Here is a 17,667-nt window from a genome sequence, read left to right as displayed (position 1 = left end):
GGGCGATCCTTCCTGCGTTCTCGACGCGGGCGTTCCGTCAGGCGGGCGACGCCTCGACGCCGATCCGCTTGATCTCCCAGTGCAGCTCGAAGCCCGAATGCTCGCGCACCCGGCGGCGCACCTCCTCGCCGAGCCCCTCGATGTCGGCGGCGGTGGCGCCGCCGCGGTTGATCAGGAAGTTGCAGTGCATCTCCGAGACCTGGGCCCCGCCCAGGGTCAGGCCGCGACAGCCGGCGGCGTCGATGAGCTGCCACGCCTTGCCGCCCTCCGGATTCTTGAAGGTCGAGCCGCCGGTGCGCTCGCGGATCGGCTGCGCCGCCTCGCGGGCGGCGGTGACGCGCTCCATCTCCGCCTCGATCGCTTCGCGATCGCCGGGGCGCCCGCGGAAGGTCGCGCTCGTGAAAATTACGTCGTCCGGTGCCGAGGAGTGGCGGTAGCGAAAGCCCATCTCGGCATGGGTGAAAGTGCGGAGTTCGCCCTTCCGGTCGATGCCGCGGGCTTCCACCAGCACGTCGGTGGTCTCGCCGCCATGCGCCCCTGCATTCATCCGCAACGCGCCGCCGACCGAGCCGGGAATGCCGCGGAAGAAGGCGAGCCCGTCGAGGCTGGCTTCCGCCGCCGCTTTGGCGAGCCGCATGTCCGGCACGGCGGTGCCGGCGCGAACGGTCTCGCCATCGATCTCGATCGAGCCGAACGCCTTGCCGCCGAGCCGGATCGTCACGCCGGGAATGCCGCCGTCACGCACGATCAGGTTCGAGCCCAGCCCGATCACCGTGGAAGGTACGGACGGGTCGAGGGCGGCGAGGAACTGCGAAAGGTCCTCTGCGTCGGCCGGGCTGAACAGCACCTGCGCCGGCCCCCCGACACGGAACCATGTGAGGTCGGCCAGCGACTGGTTTTCGAGCAGGCGGCCGCGAAGGTTGGGCGCGTCAGCGCGGATTGTTTCGATCAGATCGGGAAAGGCGGTCATCCAGGGTCTCCCCCTCTCCCCGCATGCGGGGAGAGGGCTTCGGCGACCTCGTCGTCGCCGAAGCGAGACGGCAGCCGGGGGTGAGGGGGCCGATCCGGAGGAGGCTCACGCGTCGAAGCCCCTCACCATCGCCCTGCGGGCTCGTCGCGCCGACGACCCAAGTCGGGCTTGCCCGATTTGGGCATTCCAGATCGGAACTCGGGTAGACCCGAGGTCCGAGGTCGTCGCGACCCTCTCCCCGCGTGCGGAGAGAGGAAGGAAGCGCGGCAAGGATTGTGTCTAATACGCCGATGACGTTGTTCGAAACCTCCGCGTTCCAAAAACGGAGAACGCGGTAGCCACGCTCGACCAGCCACGCATCTCTCTCGGCGTCATAGGCGCTGTCCGCATGCTGAGAGCCGTCGAGCTCGACGATCAGCCTCGCCTCGCGGCAGCAGACATCCGCCACATACAGGCCGATGCTCTCCTGCCGGACGAACTTGAACCCGGCGAGACGACGGTCTCGGAGACGAAACCGCAGCCGGCGGTCGGTCTCGGACTGGTCGTGCCGAAGCCGCTTACGAAACGGCCTCCGCTCGTCCTCTGCGGAGCGCACATCTCACCCCTGCAACGCTGCCAGCTCGCCCGGCAGCGCATAGGCCCACTGTGTGATCGTGCCGGCACCGAGGCACACCACGTAATCGTTCGGTCCGGCGCGGCCGGCAACCAGCCGGGCGAGATCCTCCGGCCGGTCCAGCGCCACCGCGTCGCGGTGGCCGCGGGCCTTCAGACCGCTGATCAGCGAATCGCGGTCGATGCCCTCGATCGGCGCCTCGCCCGCCGCGTAGACGGGGGCGACGATCACCGTGTCGGCGTCGTTGAAGCAGGTGCAGAAATCCTCGAACAGCGATTGCAGCCGGGTGTAGCGGTGCGGCTGCACCACCGCGATCACGTTGCCGTCGGTCGAGGAACGGGCCGCGCGCAGCACCGCGGCGATCTCCACCGGGTGGTGGCCGTAATCGTCGAAGATCGCCGCGCCGTTCCACTCGCCCGTGCGGGTGAAGCGGCGCTTGACGCCGCCGAAGCCGGCCAGCGCCTTGCGGATCGCCTCTTCGGACACGCCGAGTTCGTGAGCCACCGCGAGAGCGGCGGTGGCGTTGAGGGCGTTGTGGCGGCCGGGCATAGGCAGGACGAGATCCTGCATCTCCAGGCGGAAGCCGGGGCGGCGGTCGCGGATCATCACCCGGAAGCGGCTCTGGCCGCCCTTCAGGTCGATATCGAGCAGGCGCACGTCGGCCTGCGGGTTCTCGCCGTAGGTGATGATGCGCCGATCCTCGATGTGGCCCACCAGATCCTGCACGATCGGATGGTCGATGCACATCACCGCGAAGCCGTAGAACGGGATGTTGTCGATGAAGCGCCGGAAGGCGTCCTTGATCGCGTCGAACGAGCCGAAATGGTCGAGATGCTCGGGATCGATATTGGTGACGATGGCGACATCGGCCGGCAGCTTGAGGAAGGTGCCGTCGGATTCGTCGGCCTCCACCACCATCCAGTCGCCGCCGCCCATGCGCGCGTTGGTGCCGTAGGCGTTGATGATGCCGCCGTTGATCACGGTCGGGTCGAGATTGCCGGCGTCGAGGAGCGTCGCGACGAGCGAGGTCGTCGTGGTCTTGCCGTGGGTGCCGGCTACCGCCACGCAGGACTTGAAGCGCATCAGCTCCGCCAGCATCTCGGCCCGGCGCACCACCGGCAGACGGCGCTCTCGGGCCTCGACCAGTTCCGGATTGTCGCGGCGGATCGCGGTCGAGACCACGACCAGGGCGGCGTTCTCGACGTTCTCGGCGCGGTGGCCGACGAAGGTGCGGATGCCGTTCTCGGCGAGCCGTCGGACGTTGGCGTTGTCGTTCGCGTCCGAGCCCTGCACGGTGTAGCCGAGATTGGCCATCACCTCGGCGATGCCGGACATGCCGATGCCGCCGATGCCGATGAAATGGATGGGGCCGAGCTTTTCGGGCAGCTTCATATCGAAAACCTTTTGAGTCCGGGGCGCTGACGAACCCAGGCTGTCTCGTTCCGGGCTTCGACGATCCTGCATCGTCGAAGCCCGCCCCCGCGACTGCGGGGCGGCGGTCGTCCGCCGGACGCGGTAAGCCTTTTCGGGCTTGCCGCAGATTTCACGTTGCGGCCGCGGTCTCGACGACGAGTGCGGCGAGGCGGTCGGCCGCATCGAGGATTCGGGCGGTTTTGGCGGCAGCGGCGGCTTGGGTCAATTTCCGCGGCGCCTCGAACAGGTCCACGAGCTCGGCGGCGAGCCGGTCGGGGGTGAAGGCGGTCTGCGGAATCGAGAGCGCGGCGCCGATCTGTGCCAGCGTCGCGGCGTTGGCCGCCTGATCCTGATCGAGCGCGCCGGGCAGCGGCACGAGGATGGCGGGCCGGCCGATCGCGGCGAGTTCCGACACCGTCGAGGCGCCCGAGCGCGCCACCACGAGATGAGCGGCGGCCATGCGACCGGGGAGATCCTTGAAGAACGGCGCCGCCTCGATCCCGCCGAGCCCCATGGCGAGGTAGCGGTTCTGCGTCGCGGTCAGATCCTCCGGCCGCGCCTGCTGCACGAGGTGAAGCCGGGCGCGCAGGTCTTCCGGCAGCCGCTCGATCGCCGCCGGCACGACCTCGCTCATCACGCGGGCCCCCTGGCTTCCGCCGAAGACGAGGAGGCGCAGGGGCGAGTCCCCGTCGAGGGCCGGATAGGGCGTCTCGGCCACCGCCAGCACCGCCGGGCGGATCGGGTTGCCGGTGTGGACGCGCCGCGCCGTCGCCTTGTCGGGGACGCCGCGCACCTCCTTGAAGCCGGTGGCGATCACCCGCGCGCCCTTGGCCAGGAAACTGTTGGCCCGGCCCATCACTGCATTCTGCTCGTGCAGGATGGTGGGCACCCGCAGCAACTGCGCCGCCAGCATCGGCGGCACGGTCGGATAGCCGCCGAAGCCGACGACGGCGGCCGGGTTCAGCCGCCGCACGGCGCGGGCGGCCTGCCCGAAACCGCGTCCCAGCGTCAGCACGGCGCCGGCCCGGCGCAGGGCCGAGCGGCCCGACGGCGTCGCCGAGGCGATGGTGACGATCTCTTCCGCCGGAAAGTCGCCCGCGATCGAGTCGACGCGGGCGTCGGTGGCGAGTGCAACGCGGATGCCGCGCTCCTTCAGGGCGTAGGCGAGGCTCTGGGCCGGGAATAGGTGGCCGCCGGTTCCACCCGCGCAGACGAGGACCAGGGGTGTGAAGACGGTCATGAAGGCTGTCCTCGATGCTGACGCCTCGAGGACGGTCCGCCGCACGGGCGGCGGCGCGCGCTCGCGCTTGCCGGCGGCATTCGGCAGTAGGAGGTCATGGTCGCGGTCGCCGGGATCACTGCATCAGCCCTGGAACGGCCGAGGGCACGGTGCCGGGCGGGCGCTCGTTGATCGTCGTGGTGCGCGGACGCTTGCGGGTGAGTGCCACGAGGAAACCCATGCCGAGCGCCAGCGAGATCAGCGACGAGCCGCCGTAGGACACGAACGGCAGGGTCATGCCCTTGGCCGGCATGAGCTGCGTGTTCACCGCCATATTGATGCAGGCCTGGAGGCCGAAGAGCGTGGTCAGACCGGTGATGGCGAGCCTCGTGAAGGTGTCGTCGGTACGGCGCGCGAGCTTCAGCCCGCGGATGACGATGTAGGCGAAGAGCGCCACGAGGCCCAGGCAGACCAGCACGCCGAATTCCTCGCCCGTCACCGAGAAGATGAAGTCGGTATGCGCGTCGGGCAGATGGCGCTTGGCCACGCCCTCGCCCGGCCCGGTGCCGAACCAGCCGCCCGAGTTGAAGGATTCCCGCGACCAGACCTCCTGGAAGCTGTCGCCGGATTCCGGGTCCATGAAGCGGTTGATGCGCTCGCGCACGTGGTGGAGGAAGGTGTAGGCGGTGAACACGCCGACCATGCCGGCCAATCCGAGGCCCGCCACCCAGAACCAGTGGAGACCGGCGACGAAGAACAGGGTGCACCACACCATCGTGATCAGCATGGTCTGGCCGAAATCGGGCTGGAGGATCAGCGGCACGATGGTCAGCGGCAGCAGCAGGAACGCCAGGGTGACGCCGGGCATGTCGCGGCGGTTGGCGCCTTCCGAGAAGGCCCAGGCCGTGACGATCACGAAGGCGGGCTTCACGAATTCCGACGGCTGAAGACCGAAGGAGCCGATCTGGATCCAGCGATGCGCGCCCTTGATCTCGGGGCCGAACTTGCCGGCGAGGATGCAGAGCGCCACGCCGACCAGCCACGTCACCAGCGCGAAGCGCCGGATGTGGCGCACCGAGAGGAACGAGACGGCGATGATGAGCAGAATCGTCGGGGCGAGATACATTGCCTGACGGTTCAGGAAGTAGAAGGTCGGCAGGCCGATGCGCTCGGCCACCGGCGGGCCGCCGCCCATCAGGAAGACAAGACCGGCCACCATCAGGCAGCCGAGGCCCGCAAGCAGGCCGCGATCGACCGTCCACCACCAATCGGCCAGGGGACTGCGTTCGGCGCGCGACATCATGGCGAGGGCTCGTCTCCAGCCGGCCGGTCCCGCAACAGGACGCGGGCGGTCCGCCGTGATCGTGGAACGTAAGGGTTAATGGGGGGTTGCCGCGACGGATCAGAACTGCGCGCAGACGCTTCGATTGCCCAACAGCCATGCACCGCAATCGGTCTCAGCGGCTTTGCGTGCGCCGCGCACCATGATACTGGCCCCTGCCAACCCGATCCCGCTGGCCGGACGCTTCCGGCCCGGCGCAACACCCGTCTCCGGAGTTGGTTTCCATGGCCCGTATCAGCGCTGACACGATCATCGAGGGCCTCACCTTCGACGACGTGCTGCTGCGCCCCGCCGCCTCCTCGGTTATGCCGACCGAGGTCGACGTCGCGACCCGTCTCACCAAAACGATCCGGCTCAATCTGCCGATCATCGCCTCGGCGATGGACACCGTCACCGAAGCGCCGATGGCGATCGCCATGGCGCAGAACGGCGGACTGGGCGTGATCCACCGCAACCTCGAGCCGGCCGAGCAGGCCGAGCAGGTCCGCCTCGTCAAGAAGTACGAGTCGGGCATGGTGCTCAACCCGATCACCATCCACCCCGACGAGACGCTCGCCGACGCCTTCGAGGTGATGAAGAAAAACCGGATCTCTGGAATCCCGGTGGTCGAGCGCGGCCCCAACGGCTCGCGCGGAAAACTCGTCGGCATCCTGACCAATCGCGACGTGCGCTTCGCCACCAATATCGGCCAGCCGGTCGCCGAGTTGATGACCCGCGACCGGCTCATCACCGTGCGCGAGGGCGTGACCCAGGACGAGGCCAAGCGGCTGCTGCACCAGTTCCGCATCGAGAAGCTGCTCGTGGTCGACGACCACTACCGCTGCATCGGCCTCATCACCGTCAAGGATATCGAGAAGCAGGTCACCTACCCGAACGCCGTCAAGGACGAGCAGGGCCGGCTTCGGGTTGCGGCCGCGACCACCACGGGGGATTCCGGCTTCGAGCGGGCCGAGCGCCTGATCGATGCGGGCTGCGACGTGATCGTGGTCGACACCGCCCACGGCCATTCCCGCAAGGTGCTCGACAGCGTCGCACGGGTGAAGCAGCTCTCCAACGCCGTGCAGATCATCGCCGGAAACGTCGCCACGGCGGAGGGCGCCCGCGCCCTGATCGATGCCGGCGCCGACGCGGTGAAGGTCGGTATCGGACCGGGCTCGATCTGCACCACCCGCATCGTCGCGGGCGTCGGCGTGCCCCAGCTCACGGCGCTGATGGAGGCTGTCGAGGCAGCGCAGAGCGCGGACGTGCCGGTGATCGCCGACGGCGGCATCAAGTTCTCGGGCGACCTCGCCAAGGCGATCGCCGCGGGAGCCTCCGTTGCCATGCTGGGCTCGCTGCTCGCCGGTACCGACGAGGCGCCGGGCGAGGTGTTCCTCTACCAGGGCCGCTCCTACAAGAGCTACCGCGGCATGGGCTCGGTGGGCGCCATGGCCCGCGGCTCGGCCGACCGCTACTTCCAGGCCGAGGTCAGCGACACCCACAAGCTCGTGCCCGAGGGCATTGAGGGGCAGGTGCCGTACAAGGGGCCGGTTGCGGCGGTGCTGCACCAGCTCGCCGGCGGCCTGCGGGCGGCGATGGGCTATGTCGGCGCGGCGACCGTGCCGGACTTCCAGGAGCGGGCCCAGTTCGTGCGCATCACCAATGCGGGCCTGCGCGAGAGCCACGTCCACGACGTGACGATCACCCGCGAGAGCCCGAACTATCCGAGCCGGGCCTGACGCGACCACCGGAGCGTCGTCCGGGATCTCGAATTCCGGACGATGCTCTCGCTAGGCGTTTTTGCTTCGCCTTCTTTGAAAGCCGGGACCCACCGTTCGGGACGATGCTCTCGGACGGGGCCGTGCGGAATCGGCCTCAAAGCCAGATCAGACTGACCAGCAGGATCAGGCATTCCAGCAGGATCATCACGCAGAGCGTGATGGGGACGGCGCGATCCCGTGGCGTGGCCGGGGGCGGTGAGAGAGTGTGCCGCATCGTCGGCCTCCGCAAGGCGACAAGCGTAGGCGAACACCACAATTGGAAACTTATTGAAGATTAATCTGGCGATAGAAAGTCTCTTCCGAATTTAAAAAAATCTCCGCATCCCTGATGTGGCTGCGGAGAGCAAGTCTTGGGAGGAATACGCCCAACGGAGACAAATTGCCGCCGCTCCGGAACAGGGCGGAAATTTCGCCGGGCGCCAAAGAAGATTTCCTTGGCAGGCGCCTGTTCGCAATGACATGAATCAAGTCGCGCCCGGTTCTTCGCCCTCCACGCGCTTGCCTCGTGTTGTGCATCGTGTTTTCCCGAAGCTCGGCAGTCACCTCGTGAGGCGACGCTCTATGGCTTCGCGACCGGAGTGCCCGGTGCGGCCTCCGCCTGCCGGTCGATCACGCTTGCGAACTCGTCCGGGCTGAGGGTGATGAAGCGGCGCAAGGCCTCCTGGAACTCCGCTTCCCTGTCGGCGGTCGGGCAGGCAAAGCCGCGCGACTTCGTCACCTGCGCGCGCATCGCCGCCTCAAAGGGGGCCATCTCGGGCCGGAGCGCCGCCATCCTCGCCTCGACCGCTTCACGCTGCGCATCGGTCGCGACCACCTTGCAGGTCCGCAGCACGCCCTGAAGGGCGAGCCCCACTGTGTACGCGGCCATCCGCGCCCTCGACGGCAGCGGAGGCTCCACCGCCACCGTGGGCTGGCTCGCCTGTCCGGCCGCGCAGAGCCGCAGAGCGGCGACCGCCGCTGCGAAATCGGGGAGGGCCACGGCCATATCGCCTTCGGCGAAGCGAAGCGCCATCGCCCGCGCGCCCAACAGATCGGGCACGATCGTTTCCGGCAGCGGCGTGCGCAGGATCTGGCCGTCGCCGGTCCAGATCAGCGTCGTCCCGGCGGGCTTGCCGTCGAGGAGCATCGGAACGGCGAAACGCTCGCCTGCCGGGAAATCCCAGTTCCTGTCCGCAATCGCCAGGGTGAGACCACCGCGATTGAGGGAGACGATCACCAGCCGGCTGATCTCGCCTTGCGCGTCCCGCTCGGTGCGGGTCATCCGGCAGGCAGGTGCGTCGGATGGGCCGGGACGGCGCTCGATAGCCCAGTCGCCGACGGGCGCGAACGATGCGCGGTCCGCGGCGGTCAGCGGGCCGCCGAGGAGCGTCGCCAGCATCGCTGCCGTGACGAGTGAGAGGCGCACGCGACATCTCCGCGGGGACGACCGGCCCGAGCCACCCACGGAACGCGGGACAGCTCGCCGGCTGACGAAGCCTAGCCGCAGGCCGCCATCGCAGCCAGCCTTGAAGGGCGCATCCCGCACAGGGTTTTGCGGGGTAGCGGAGTACGGTGAAATCCGCTCTCGCCCGCCGGTTCGGCCGTCTCCGGTCGCGAACCTCGCCGCTTGCTCGTGCTCGCACAGCAGATCTGCGTCGGCAGGGCGTGCCGACGCAGGTGTCCGACGGATCGAACGCGCCGATGTCTCATGCGCCGTCCTGCCGGTCGAACTCGCCTTTCGAGGTTCTCCTCAAAGCTTCGAATCGGGCGCCGCTTTCGCCGCATTCTCCGCCGCGGGTTGCTTCTCGAGAGCCGCGACGAAGTCTTCCGGGCTCAGCTCGATCATCTTGCGCAGGATCTCTTGGAAGTCCGCCTGCTTGTCCGCCGGGGGGCAGGTCTCGCCGTTGCGCTTCAATTCGCTTCGAAGCTGCGCTTCGAGCGGCGCCATCTCGGGCTGGAGCGCGGCCATTCTGGCGTCGACGGCGGTGCGCTGCTTCCCCGTCGAGGTCACGTCGCATTCCTTCAGCACCCGTTGCACCGACAGCCCGACGACGTAGGCCGCGATCCGCTGCTGAGATGGCGTGGGCGGCTGAGCCGGCGCCGTGGGTTGAGCCGGTAAAGCCTGAAGCGCGGCGGTTCCGGGTTGGCTCGGCTGAGGGGCCGTCGCAGTGGCCGGCGTGGCATCGCAGCGTCGTAGCGCCTCGTAGCCCGCCGCGAAATTCGGAATGCGGAAATCCGCGTCGCTGTCCTCGAAGCGCAGGATCACCGTCTTGGCCGCGAGCATGTCGGGCACGACAGTGTCGGGAAGTTGCGTACGCAGGGTCTTCCCGTCCCCGATCCAGGTCGTCTTCACCCTGATCGGCTTCTTGTCGAGGAAGAGCGGCACCTTGATCGGCTCCTCCTTGTCGAAGCGCCACCCCTGATAGACCAGAACCAGCGCGGCCGAGGACCCCCGCAGGGCGAACACCACCGCATTGGCGGCATTGTTGTCGTCCTCGTCCTCGTAGGCATGGGTCATCAAGCAAGGATTGGCACTGGTATCGCCGACGGTGCGCTCGACCTCCCAACCCTTCACGACTTCGAACGGCTGGCGTTCGCCGGCCGAGGCGGCGTGTGAACCGAGAACGGGAAGCATTCCTGCGGCCAGAGCAGCGAGGATCGAGAGGGGGCGCATGGCGAAATCCGCGAAAAGCCAGAAATCGCCGGTGCGGAATGCAGGGGTCGTCTGGTGGAACCAAGCTTAGCCGCAGCCCTCTCGCGACTCCAGATCTGTCGGGGTGATCGGCCGCATGATCGAGAAAGGTGATGAGCGGATCGCAAATCCGGTGGGGTGCGGGAGTCGGGACTTCGCGGTATGTGAGGACGCAACGAAAGGGGAGGACGATGCGGATTCTCGTGGTCGGTGCCGGCGCGACCGGCGGCTATTTCGGGGCGCGGCTGGCGGAAGCCGGGCGGGACGTGACCTTCCTCGTGCGCCCGGCGCGTGCCGAGCGGCTCGCCGCGAACGGCCTGCGGGTTCTCAGCCCGGTGGGCGACCTGCACATCGCGAGCCCGCAGACAGTGACGGCCGACCGGCTCGCTGGCGCCGGCCCGTTCGACCTCGTGCTCCTCTCCGCGAAGGCCTACGACCTCGACACGGCGGTGGCGGACGTCGCGCCCGCCGTCGGAGCCGGCACGGCGGTGCTGCCGATCCTCAACGGCCTACGGCATCTCGACGTGCTGGATCGGGCCTACGGCGCCGAGCGGGTGCTGGGCGGGAGCTGCGGCATCGTCGCGACGCTGACGCGCGACGGCACGATCCGGCAGATGACCGACCTGCACAGCCTCACCTACGGCGAACGCGACGGCAGCCGCTCCGAGCGGCTCGGGCGGATCGAGGCGCAGATGGAGGGCGTGCGCTTCCAGCCGCGTTCCAGCGACAAGATCCTGCTGGAGATGTGGGAGAAGTGGGTCTTCCTCGCGACGCTGGCGGGCGCGACGACGCTGATGCGCTCGGCGCTCGGCGACATCGTCGCGGCTCCCGGCGGACGGGTCTTCATCGAGGCGTTGCACGATGAGTGCCAGGCGGTGGCGGGCGCCAACGGAAATGCCGCGCGCGAGAAGGTGTTTGCCGGCGCTCGCAAGATGCTGACGACGGAGGGCTCGGCGATGACCGCCTCGATGCTGCGCGACATCGAGGGGGGTGCCCGCATCGAGGCCGACCACATCATCGGCGATCTGATCGAGCGCGGACGGGCCAAGGGCGTCGAGACGCCGGTGCTCGAAAGAGTGCTGACGCACCTCAAGGCCTACGAGCACCGGCGCGCCCGCGAGGCGGCCTGAGCCGCCCCGCTTTTGCCTCGGCTCAGTAGCCACCGCGCCCGATCGGCGGCGGGTTGCCGTATTCGAGCTGCGTCTTGGCGTCGGGCCGAGGCGCGGGCGGGGGCACCGGATCGAGGGCGGGCGCGGCCGGAGCGGTGGAGCAGGCGGCGAGCGTGAGCGCCAGCAGGCTGGCGCAGATGACGGGCTTCAGGGACGGCATCCGAGGGTCCTTTCCTCACATGTCCTTGACGGACGGGGCCATCGTGCCGTTCTGGACGGGCAAAGAGCCGGAAGCTCGGCCGTAACGTGTCGGGCCGCGGGTCCAAGCGTGGCCGCACGGTGGCAAGTTTAACGAAACGTTTCCGGAGCCGATCCTGACCCCCTCCGCCCGCCTCTCCGCCGCCATCGAGATCCTCGACGACATCGCCGGGCGTCGCCGGCCGGCCGCCGACGCCCTCAAGGATTGGGGCCTCGCCCACCGCTTCGCCGGCTCCGGCGACCGCGCGGCGATCGCGAGTCTCGTCTATGACGGCCTCCGGCGCCGGGCATCGGCCGCCTGGATCATGGGCGGGGAGACCGGCCGCGCCATCGTCATCGGCATGCTGCGCCTGCAGCGGGGCCTCGCCGAGCCGAGCATCGCCTCGCTGTTCGACGGCGCGCGCTTCGCCCCCCCTCCCCTGACCGAGGATGAGCGGAAGCGGCTGGCGGAGGGAAGCCTCGCCGACGCGCCGCCCGAGGTCGCGGGCGATGCACCGGCCTTCGTCCTGCCCTCGCTGACCGCCCTGTTCGGCGATGCGCTGCTGCCCGAGTTGCGGGCGCTCGGCCGCCGGGCGCCGCTCGATATCCGCGCCAACACCCTGAAGCAGGATCGCGACGCCGCGCTTGCGGCGCTCGCCGACCTCTCGCCCGAGGTGACGCCGCTCTCGCCGCTGGGCCTTCGCATCCCGCTCGGCGAGGATGGGCGCGGCCCGGCGCTCCACGTCGATCCGCTGTTTCTCGAGGGCGGGTTCGAGATCCAGGACGAGGGCTCGCAGATCGCGAGCCTGCTCGCCGGGGCGCGGCCGGGCGAGACGATCGTCGATCTCTGCGCGGGCGGGGGCGGCAAGTCTCTAGCGCTCGCCGCGATCACCGGCAACGCCGCCCGGATCATCGCCACCGATGCCGATCCGCGCCGCCTTGCGCCGATCCACGAGCGCCTGCGCCGCTCGGGCGCGGAGGTGGAGGTTCGCACCCCGCGCACCGGCAAGGCGCGCGCCGACGTGCTGGCCGATCTCGATGGAACGGTCGATCGAGTGCTGGTCGACGCGCCCTGCACCGGCACCGGCACCTGGCGTCGCAACCCCGACGCCAAGTGGCGCCTGCGGCCGGGCAGCCTCGCCGGCCGGCTCGCCGAGCAGGCCGAGGTGCTCGACCGCGCGGCCAAACTCCTGCGGCCGGGCGGCACCCTGGTCTACGTCACCTGCTCTCTCCTGCCCGAGGAGAACGACGCCGCCGTGGACGGTCTGCTCCGGCGCGCCGGCCCCGCGATCCAGGCGAAGGCGACCGATCTCGCCCCCGTTCCAGGTCTCGACGACCGGGTCCGCCGGACGGCACGCGGCATTCAGATGAGCCCGGCGCTGACCGGCACCGACGGCTTCTATGTCGCGACGATGACACGCAAAAGTTGATTCGAAGGCGGATCGGTCCCGCGCCTTCGCCGTTGTCCCGGCAGCCGCGTGCCGGACACGCGGGGCTGCCGTCACGGACGAGATTCCCGCGCGGTGCCGCAGCGGGAGTTTCGATGACGGCGAGGCCGAGACCATGACCCTCCACCGGCGAGCCCTCCTGGCAGGGACGGCGACGGTGCTGGCCGGAGTCGGGGCGCGGGCGCAGCAGCCGGACCAGCAACTGGCCCTCAGGCTCCCGGTCCGTCCGCAGACCGGCGAGGTCGTCCAGCCCTTGCCGAAGGCCGCGCCCGGCTCCGATCTCGACGTCATCGACCTGTGGCCGGATCTGCCGCCGGGGGGCGGCGGACCGTTCCGCTCGGAATACCGCTTCGACGAGACCCTGACCGGCGTCATCACCGCCGTGGCGCGCCCTTGCCTCCTCGTCATCCGCCCACAGCGTCCGAACGGCGCCGGCGTCCTGATCGCGGCGGGCGGCGGCTATCTGCGCATCGACATCGGCAACGAGGGGCTTCCGGTCGGGCAGTGGTTGGCGCGCGCCGGCATCACGGCCTTCATCCTGGTCTACCGGCTTCCGAGCAAGGAATGGCGCGACGGCCCCGACGCGCCCCGCCAGGATGCGCAGCGCGCCATGCGCCTGATCCGGTGGAAGGCGGAGGAATACGGTCTCGACCCCGACCGGATCGGCGTGCTCGGCTTCTCCGCGGGCGGCCACCTGATGGGCGTGACCGCGACCGATGCCGAGCAGGATCTCTACGACGACATGGACGATGCGGACGGCCTGAGCGCCCGTCCCTCCTTCGCCGGGCTGATCTATCCGATCATCACCATGCGGGCGCCGTTCGACCGCACCATGTCGAGCCGCCGGGTTCTCGTCGGCGACGATCCGCCGGATGCGCGGCGGCGGGCCTACTCGGTGGAGGTTCAGGTCAACGAGCGGACGCCGCCGGTCTTCATGGTCCAGGCCTCCGACGACCGGATCGCGGTCACCGACCATCCCCTGCTGATGTACGCGGCCCTGCGGGCGGCGAAGGTGCCGGCGGAGATGCACCTGTTCGAGCGCGGCGGCCACGGTTTCGGGCTCGGCGTGCCGGGCAGTCCGGCGGCGGCCTGGCCCGCCCTGTTCATGGCCTGGATGCGCGGCCACGGCCTGTTGAAGTCGTAACGAGGAACGATGTCGGTTCCATTCCGTGTCGTCTCAGGGATTCAGCCCTGCGCGCCGGTCCGCCTTCGGCGGGAAATCGCGAGGAGGAGCACCGCTACACCCGCCAAGCCGGGCGCGAGGATCGGTGCCAGCCGCATCAACGGAGAATACAGCCAGCCGTAGGCGAGATCGGGCTCCTCCCGGTCGAGCACGATCTGTTCCGACAGGGGTCTGTCTTGGCTCTCCGGGCGTTCGATCCAAAGGGCCGGTCCGCGCTTGAGCACCAGCAGGGCGGTCGGCTCGTCCGACAGGTAGACCACCCCGGTAAAAAGGTGACCACCCCCTAACAGGATGGACAGGGCGAAGAGCCCTAACGCCAGCTTGCGCACCCGATCACCGGACAACCTTTGAAGCCTTTCCTGGCAGGACGAGCAATGACCTCGGATCGGTGGCGGCTTCCCGGCCTTCGTGTCAACGTCCCGCGTCGCTGAGGAGTCGTTGAAGCAGCGCTGCCGGTTCACATGAAAACGGCCCCCGTTTCCGGGGGCCGCTCGTCGTCCTGTGTGCGTTCGCGCCGATCAGAAGCAGCGGCGCTCGCGGGTGACCACCACCCGGCCGAACCGGCCGCGGCGCTTAGTGACGACGGTTTTGCAGCGCGGGCCGCGGATGACCCGGCGGCTGTATTGGGCCTGCTGGAACAATCCGTCCGAAAGCGGAGCGGCACCGGAGAGAGGAAGGGCCTGGGCCGGCGCGGCGGCGCCGAAACCTGCGAGCGTGACGGCGATTCCGAAGAGGGCAGCTCTCATGGTCGGATGACTCCTGTCCGTTTCGAGGGGGGTGCCGTGTCGCCCCGAAACGGTGAACGTCAGATTAACAACAGAGGTCGGACGACGATCGCAGTTGCTGTCCTGGAACAAGAGCTCGCTCAAGGCGATCATTTGATTGCTTCTACCATCGAACAGCGGCCTTCGCCTTGGCGGAGGTCGCGGTCGTCCCGAGTCTTCGCTCGTCCGAAGCCACGCCATGGTTGGAACACGCTCCGCTGAAGCTTCATCGTGCCACAGAGTCGCTGAGGCCGGTCGTATCGATTGCCCTGCACCCGGCATCACGCGCGTTGCGCCGTCCCGAGGCCTCGTCTAACCGGTATCGCAGAAGGCCCCGAGGCAGCATGACCATCGACACGTCCCACCACGACAAGATCCTGATCGTCGATTTCGGCTCCCAGGTGACGCAGCTCATCGCCCGCCGCGTGCGCGAGGAGGGCGTCTATTGCGAGATCGTGCCGTTCACGAAGGCCGAGGCCGCCTTCGACGAGCACCGGCCCAAGGGCGTGATCCTGTCGGGCGGCCCGGAATCGGTCACGACCGATCTGTCGCCGCGCGCACCGCAAAAAATCTTTGAATCCGGCGTGCCGGTCTTCGGCATTTGCTACGGCCAGCAGACCATGGCGGCCCAGCTCGGCGGCGAGGTCGAGGGCGGCCACCATGCCGAGTTCGGCCGCGCCGAGGTCGAGATCCTGTCCGACTCGCCGCTCTTCAAGGGCGTCTGGCATGTCGGCGAAAAGTATCCGGTCTGGATGAGCCACGGTGACCGCGTCACCAAGCTGCCGGACGGGTTCACCACCATCGCGCTCTCGCGCAACGCTCCTTTCGCGGCGGTCGCGGACGAGGCCCGGCACTACTACGCCGTCCAGTTCCATCCGGAGGTGCACCACACGCCTCATGGCGCCCTGCTGATCCGCAACTTCGTGCGCGACATCGCCGGCTGCTCCGGCGACTGGACCATGGGCACCTACCGCGAGGAGGCGATCGCGAAGATCCGAGAGCAGGTCGGCAAGGAGAAGGTGATCTGCGGCCTGTCCGGCGGAGTCGATTCCTCGGTCGCGGCGGTGCTGATCCACGAGGCGATCGGCGACCAGCTCACCTGCGTCTTCGTCGATCACGGGCTGATGCGTCTCGGTGAGGGCGACGAAGTGGTGCGCCTGTTTCGCGACCACTACAACATCCCTCTCGTCCACGTTCAGGCGCAGGAGCTGTTCATCGGCGCGCTCGAAGGGGTCGACGACCCTGAGGTGAAGCGCAAGACGATCGGCCGCCTGTTCATCGACGTGTTCGAGGCCGAGGCCAAGAAGATCGGCGGCGCCGCCTTCCTCGCCCAGGGCACGCTCTACCCGGACGTGATCGAGAGCGTCTCGTTCTCCGGCGGTCCCTCGGTGACGATCAAGAGCCACCACAATGTCGGCGGCCTGCCCGAGCGCATGAACATGCGGCTGGTCGAACCCTTGCGCGAGCTGTTCAAGGACGAAGTGCGGCTGCTCGGCAAAGAACTCGGACTGCCCGAGGCTTTTGTGGGCCGCCACCCCTTCCCCGGCCCCGGCCTTGCCATCCGCTGCCCTGGCATGATCACCCGCGAGAAGCTGGAGGCCCTGCGCAAGGCCGACGCGATCTATCTCGACGAGATCCGGCAGGCCGGCCTCTACGACACGATCTGGCAGGCCTTCGCGGTGATCCTGCCGGTCAAGACGGTGGGCGTGATGGGCGACGGGCGCACCTACGACCACGTCTGCGCCCTGCGCGCCGTCACCTCCGTCGACGGCATGACCGCCGATTTCTACCCCTTCGACATGGCCTTCCTCGGCCGCGTCGCGACGCGGATCATCAACGAGGTGAAGGGCATCAACCGGGTGACCTACGACATCACCTCGAAGCCGCCCGGTACGATCGAGTGGGAGTGACCCTGGATCCACCCAAACTCGAAGATTCAGGACATCGGCGCGCGCGGAAGATCATGGGCAGAGAGTGCTGACGTCGAAGCACTCCTGCGCAATGCCCTGGCCGATGCCAGCGTCGCTTGGAGCCTTGGCAGCTTCGGCGCCCTCGCCGAATTCATGCGCGAGGCGGACGAGCCGGTGCGGGCGCTGCCCGATGCGCGGATCGGACTCGCCACGGCCCGCGGCGCCATCGCGCTGACGCCAAGCGCTGATCTCAGGCCCGTCGCTTACGAGACCGGCTTCTCCGACGGCTACAACCACGCCGTGGCGCTCTGCCTGCCCCTATCCGCCTGCGCCATGAGCCGGCGGAGCGTCGTGACCGAACTCGGTCCCGATCGGGAGGCGGCGCGCGAGGAGGACCGTGAGGCGATCCTGTTCGATCTCGGTCTCGGGCTTCTGGCGGTCGATGCCTGCGTGCGCACGGGCGACCCAGAGGTCATCGCCTGCCTGCGTGCGGGCATCGGGCGGCCGATCTTTGCTCCCGGTAACCCGATCGGCCCATGCCTCGTGGCAATGAGCCCGCACCGGATTTTTTGCGCGCGCATCGGCCGGATCGAGGTGACTGCACCGACTCCCGGCCCCGGAGAGAGGCGCCACGAAGGTCCGCACACGCACGTCCTGCCGGAGCTGCTGCGCGCCGGGCGCACCCACGCGGCGACGACGCCGATCCCCAAGGGCTTCGTGCCCTGCGGCGGCCTGCATCCGCCGCATCCCTACAAGGACGGGCTCGGCCGCCGCATTCCCTTCGATCCCACCCGCCACGCGGCGTTCCAGGCCCTGATGGAGCGCTGGGGCGATCCGGATCTCCTGGCGGTCAAGCGCGGGATGGCGCCTTCGAAGGCCGTCTCACCGAAACACGCGCGATCGGCCCGCCGCGCCGCCGAGATCCAGGCCCGCCTTCTCCGTGGCGAGCACGGCGCGGCGCTGACCGGCGGCGGGGATGAGGATGGCGAGCGGACCTGAGCCTGTCGACAGCCGCGCACCGATCGCGA

The 17,667-nt window shown here is 69.0% G+C and carries 16 protein-coding genes; 6 read left to right on the top strand and 10 right to left on the bottom strand.

Going from position 1 to position 17,667, the window contains the following annotated elements:
* Nucleotides 1–37 precede the first annotated feature (37 nt).
* The 5 genes from murB to MFF24_RS03750 form a co-directional block, all read right to left on the bottom strand.
* Nucleotides 38–970, bottom strand: coding sequence for a UDP-N-acetylmuramate dehydrogenase (murB, locus tag MFF24_RS03770; RefSeq protein ID WP_238222465.1), 933 nt, complete (start codon nt 968–970; stop codon nt 38–40).
* Complete coding sequence (locus MFF24_RS28955; RefSeq protein ID WP_308445586.1) at nt 930–1,565, bottom strand: endonuclease domain-containing protein; 636 nt, start codon at nt 1,563–1,565, stop codon at nt 930–932. Before MFF24_RS28955 ends, murB begins: the two co-directional genes overlap by 41 nt.
* A 3-nt stretch (nt 1,566–1,568) precedes the next feature.
* Nucleotides 1,569–2,975: a UDP-N-acetylmuramate--L-alanine ligase gene (murC, locus tag MFF24_RS03760; RefSeq protein WP_108940786.1), complete on the bottom strand. Its 1,407-nt coding sequence runs from the start codon at nt 2,973–2,975 to the stop codon at nt 1,569–1,571.
* Nucleotides 2,976–3,126: 151 nt separating this feature from the next.
* On the bottom strand, nt 3,127–4,236 hold the full coding sequence (gene murG / locus MFF24_RS03755) for an undecaprenyldiphospho-muramoylpentapeptide beta-N-acetylglucosaminyltransferase (RefSeq protein WP_238222463.1): 1,110 nt from the start codon (nt 4,234–4,236) through the stop codon (nt 3,127–3,129).
* Between the two features lie 115 nt (nt 4,237–4,351).
* Nucleotides 4,352–5,518, bottom strand: a complete 1,167-nt coding sequence (locus tag MFF24_RS03750) for an FtsW/RodA/SpoVE family cell cycle protein (RefSeq protein ID WP_238222461.1) — start codon at nt 5,516–5,518, stop codon at nt 4,352–4,354.
* A gap of 263 nt (nt 5,519–5,781) precedes the next feature.
* Here MFF24_RS03750 and guaB point away from each other — a divergent pair, with 263 nt between their 5' ends.
* On the top strand, nt 5,782–7,275 hold the full coding sequence (gene guaB / locus MFF24_RS03745; RefSeq protein WP_108940783.1) for an IMP dehydrogenase: 1,494 nt from the start codon (nt 5,782–5,784) through the stop codon (nt 7,273–7,275).
* A gap of 601 nt (nt 7,276–7,876) precedes the next feature.
* On the opposite strand, the gene MFF24_RS03740 is transcribed toward guaB, so the two are convergent.
* Nucleotides 7,877–8,695: a hypothetical protein gene (locus MFF24_RS03740; RefSeq protein WP_238222459.1), complete on the bottom strand. Its 819-nt coding sequence runs from the start codon at nt 8,693–8,695 to the stop codon at nt 7,877–7,879.
* Nucleotides 8,696–9,046: 351 nt separating this feature from the next.
* Nucleotides 9,047–9,970, bottom strand: coding sequence for a hypothetical protein (locus tag MFF24_RS03735; protein WP_238222456.1), 924 nt, complete (start codon nt 9,968–9,970; stop codon nt 9,047–9,049).
* Nucleotides 9,971–10,179: 209 nt separating this feature from the next.
* Here MFF24_RS03735 and panE point away from each other — a divergent pair, with 209 nt between their 5' ends.
* Nucleotides 10,180–11,118 (top strand): 2-dehydropantoate 2-reductase, encoded by a 939-nt coding sequence (panE, locus tag MFF24_RS03730; RefSeq protein WP_238222454.1) that lies wholly within the window; start codon nt 10,180–10,182, stop codon nt 11,116–11,118.
* A 22-nt stretch (nt 11,119–11,140) separates the two neighbouring features.
* On the opposite strand, the gene MFF24_RS03725 is transcribed toward panE, so the two are convergent.
* Nucleotides 11,141–11,317 (bottom strand): hypothetical protein, encoded by a 177-nt coding sequence (locus MFF24_RS03725; protein ID WP_238222452.1) that lies wholly within the window; start codon nt 11,315–11,317, stop codon nt 11,141–11,143.
* A 154-nt stretch (nt 11,318–11,471) separates the two neighbouring features.
* On the opposite strand from MFF24_RS03725, the gene MFF24_RS03720 reads away from it, so the two are divergent.
* The gene (locus tag MFF24_RS03720) at nt 11,472–12,764 is read left to right on the top strand and encodes an RsmB/NOP family class I SAM-dependent RNA methyltransferase (protein ID WP_238222910.1); all 1,293 of its coding nucleotides are present in this window, start codon (nt 11,472–11,474) and stop codon (nt 12,762–12,764) included.
* 133 nt (nt 12,765–12,897) lie between these two features.
* Nucleotides 12,898–13,926 (top strand): alpha/beta hydrolase, encoded by a 1,029-nt coding sequence (locus tag MFF24_RS03715; RefSeq protein WP_238222449.1) that lies wholly within the window; start codon nt 12,898–12,900, stop codon nt 13,924–13,926.
* Between the two features lie 41 nt (nt 13,927–13,967).
* Here MFF24_RS03715 and MFF24_RS03710 read toward each other — a convergent pair whose 3' ends face one another.
* Both MFF24_RS03710 and MFF24_RS03705 read right to left on the bottom strand, forming a co-directional pair.
* Nucleotides 13,968–14,294, bottom strand: a complete 327-nt coding sequence (locus tag MFF24_RS03710; protein ID WP_238222448.1) for a hypothetical protein — start codon at nt 14,292–14,294, stop codon at nt 13,968–13,970.
* 189 nt (nt 14,295–14,483) lie between these two features.
* Entirely contained in the window at nt 14,484–14,711 is a 228-nt protein-coding gene (locus MFF24_RS03705) for a hypothetical protein (RefSeq protein WP_108940776.1), read from the bottom strand.
* A 362-nt stretch (nt 14,712–15,073) separates the two neighbouring features.
* Between MFF24_RS03705 and guaA the strand changes: the two genes are divergently transcribed.
* Together guaA and MFF24_RS03695 are read left to right on the top strand one after the other, a co-directional pair.
* Nucleotides 15,074–16,639 carry a glutamine-hydrolyzing GMP synthase gene (guaA, locus tag MFF24_RS03700; protein ID WP_238222446.1) on the top strand — a complete coding sequence of 522 codons (1,566 nt, stop codon included), beginning with the start codon at nt 15,074–15,076 and terminating at the stop codon, nt 16,637–16,639.
* A 33-nt stretch (nt 16,640–16,672) separates the two neighbouring features.
* Nucleotides 16,673–17,638, top strand: coding sequence for a DUF6925 family protein (locus MFF24_RS03695; RefSeq protein WP_373322653.1), 966 nt, complete (start codon nt 16,673–16,675; stop codon nt 17,636–17,638).
* Nucleotides 17,639–17,667: the final 29 nt, after the last annotated feature.

Origin of the sequence: Methylorubrum aminovorans, from assembly GCF_022179725.1 — a bacterium.
Taxonomy (GTDB): Bacteria; Pseudomonadota; Alphaproteobacteria; order Rhizobiales; family Beijerinckiaceae; genus Methylobacterium; species Methylobacterium aminovorans.
The sequence above is the reverse complement of the archived record's forward strand: the minus strand, read 5'-3'. Positions and strand labels throughout refer to the sequence as shown.

What these genes read in the sequence shown, in the direction of transcription:
- murB (WP_238222465.1), bottom strand. Translation starts at nt 970, where the DNA reads ATGACCGCCTTTCCCGATCTGATCGAAACAATCCGCGCTGACGCGCCC.
- murC (WP_108940786.1), bottom strand. Translation starts at nt 2,975, where the DNA reads ATGAAGCTGCCCGAAAAGCTCGGCCCCATCCATTTCATCGGCATCGGC.
- murG (WP_238222463.1), bottom strand. Translation starts at nt 4,236, where the DNA reads ATGACCGTCTTCACACCCCTGGTCCTCGTCTGCGCGGGTGGAACCGGC.
- MFF24_RS03750 (WP_238222461.1), bottom strand. Translation starts at nt 5,518, where the DNA reads ATGATGTCGCGCGCCGAACGCAGTCCCCTGGCCGATTGGTGGTGGACG.
- guaB (WP_108940783.1), top strand. Translation starts at nt 5,782, where the DNA reads ATGGCCCGTATCAGCGCTGACACGATCATCGAGGGCCTCACCTTCGAC.
- MFF24_RS03740 (WP_238222459.1), bottom strand. Translation starts at nt 8,695, where the DNA reads ATGCTGGCGACGCTCCTCGGCGGCCCGCTGACCGCCGCGGACCGCGCA.
- MFF24_RS03735 (WP_238222456.1), bottom strand. Translation starts at nt 9,970, where the DNA reads ATGCGCCCCCTCTCGATCCTCGCTGCTCTGGCCGCAGGAATGCTTCCC.
- panE (WP_238222454.1), top strand. Translation starts at nt 10,180, where the DNA reads ATGCGGATTCTCGTGGTCGGTGCCGGCGCGACCGGCGGCTATTTCGGG.
- MFF24_RS03725 (WP_238222452.1), bottom strand. Translation starts at nt 11,317, where the DNA reads ATGCCGTCCCTGAAGCCCGTCATCTGCGCCAGCCTGCTGGCGCTCACG.
- MFF24_RS03715 (WP_238222449.1), top strand. Translation starts at nt 12,898, where the DNA reads ATGACCCTCCACCGGCGAGCCCTCCTGGCAGGGACGGCGACGGTGCTG.
- MFF24_RS03705 (WP_108940776.1), bottom strand. Translation starts at nt 14,711, where the DNA reads ATGAGAGCTGCCCTCTTCGGAATCGCCGTCACGCTCGCAGGTTTCGGC.
- guaA (WP_238222446.1), top strand. Translation starts at nt 15,074, where the DNA reads ATGACCATCGACACGTCCCACCACGACAAGATCCTGATCGTCGATTTC.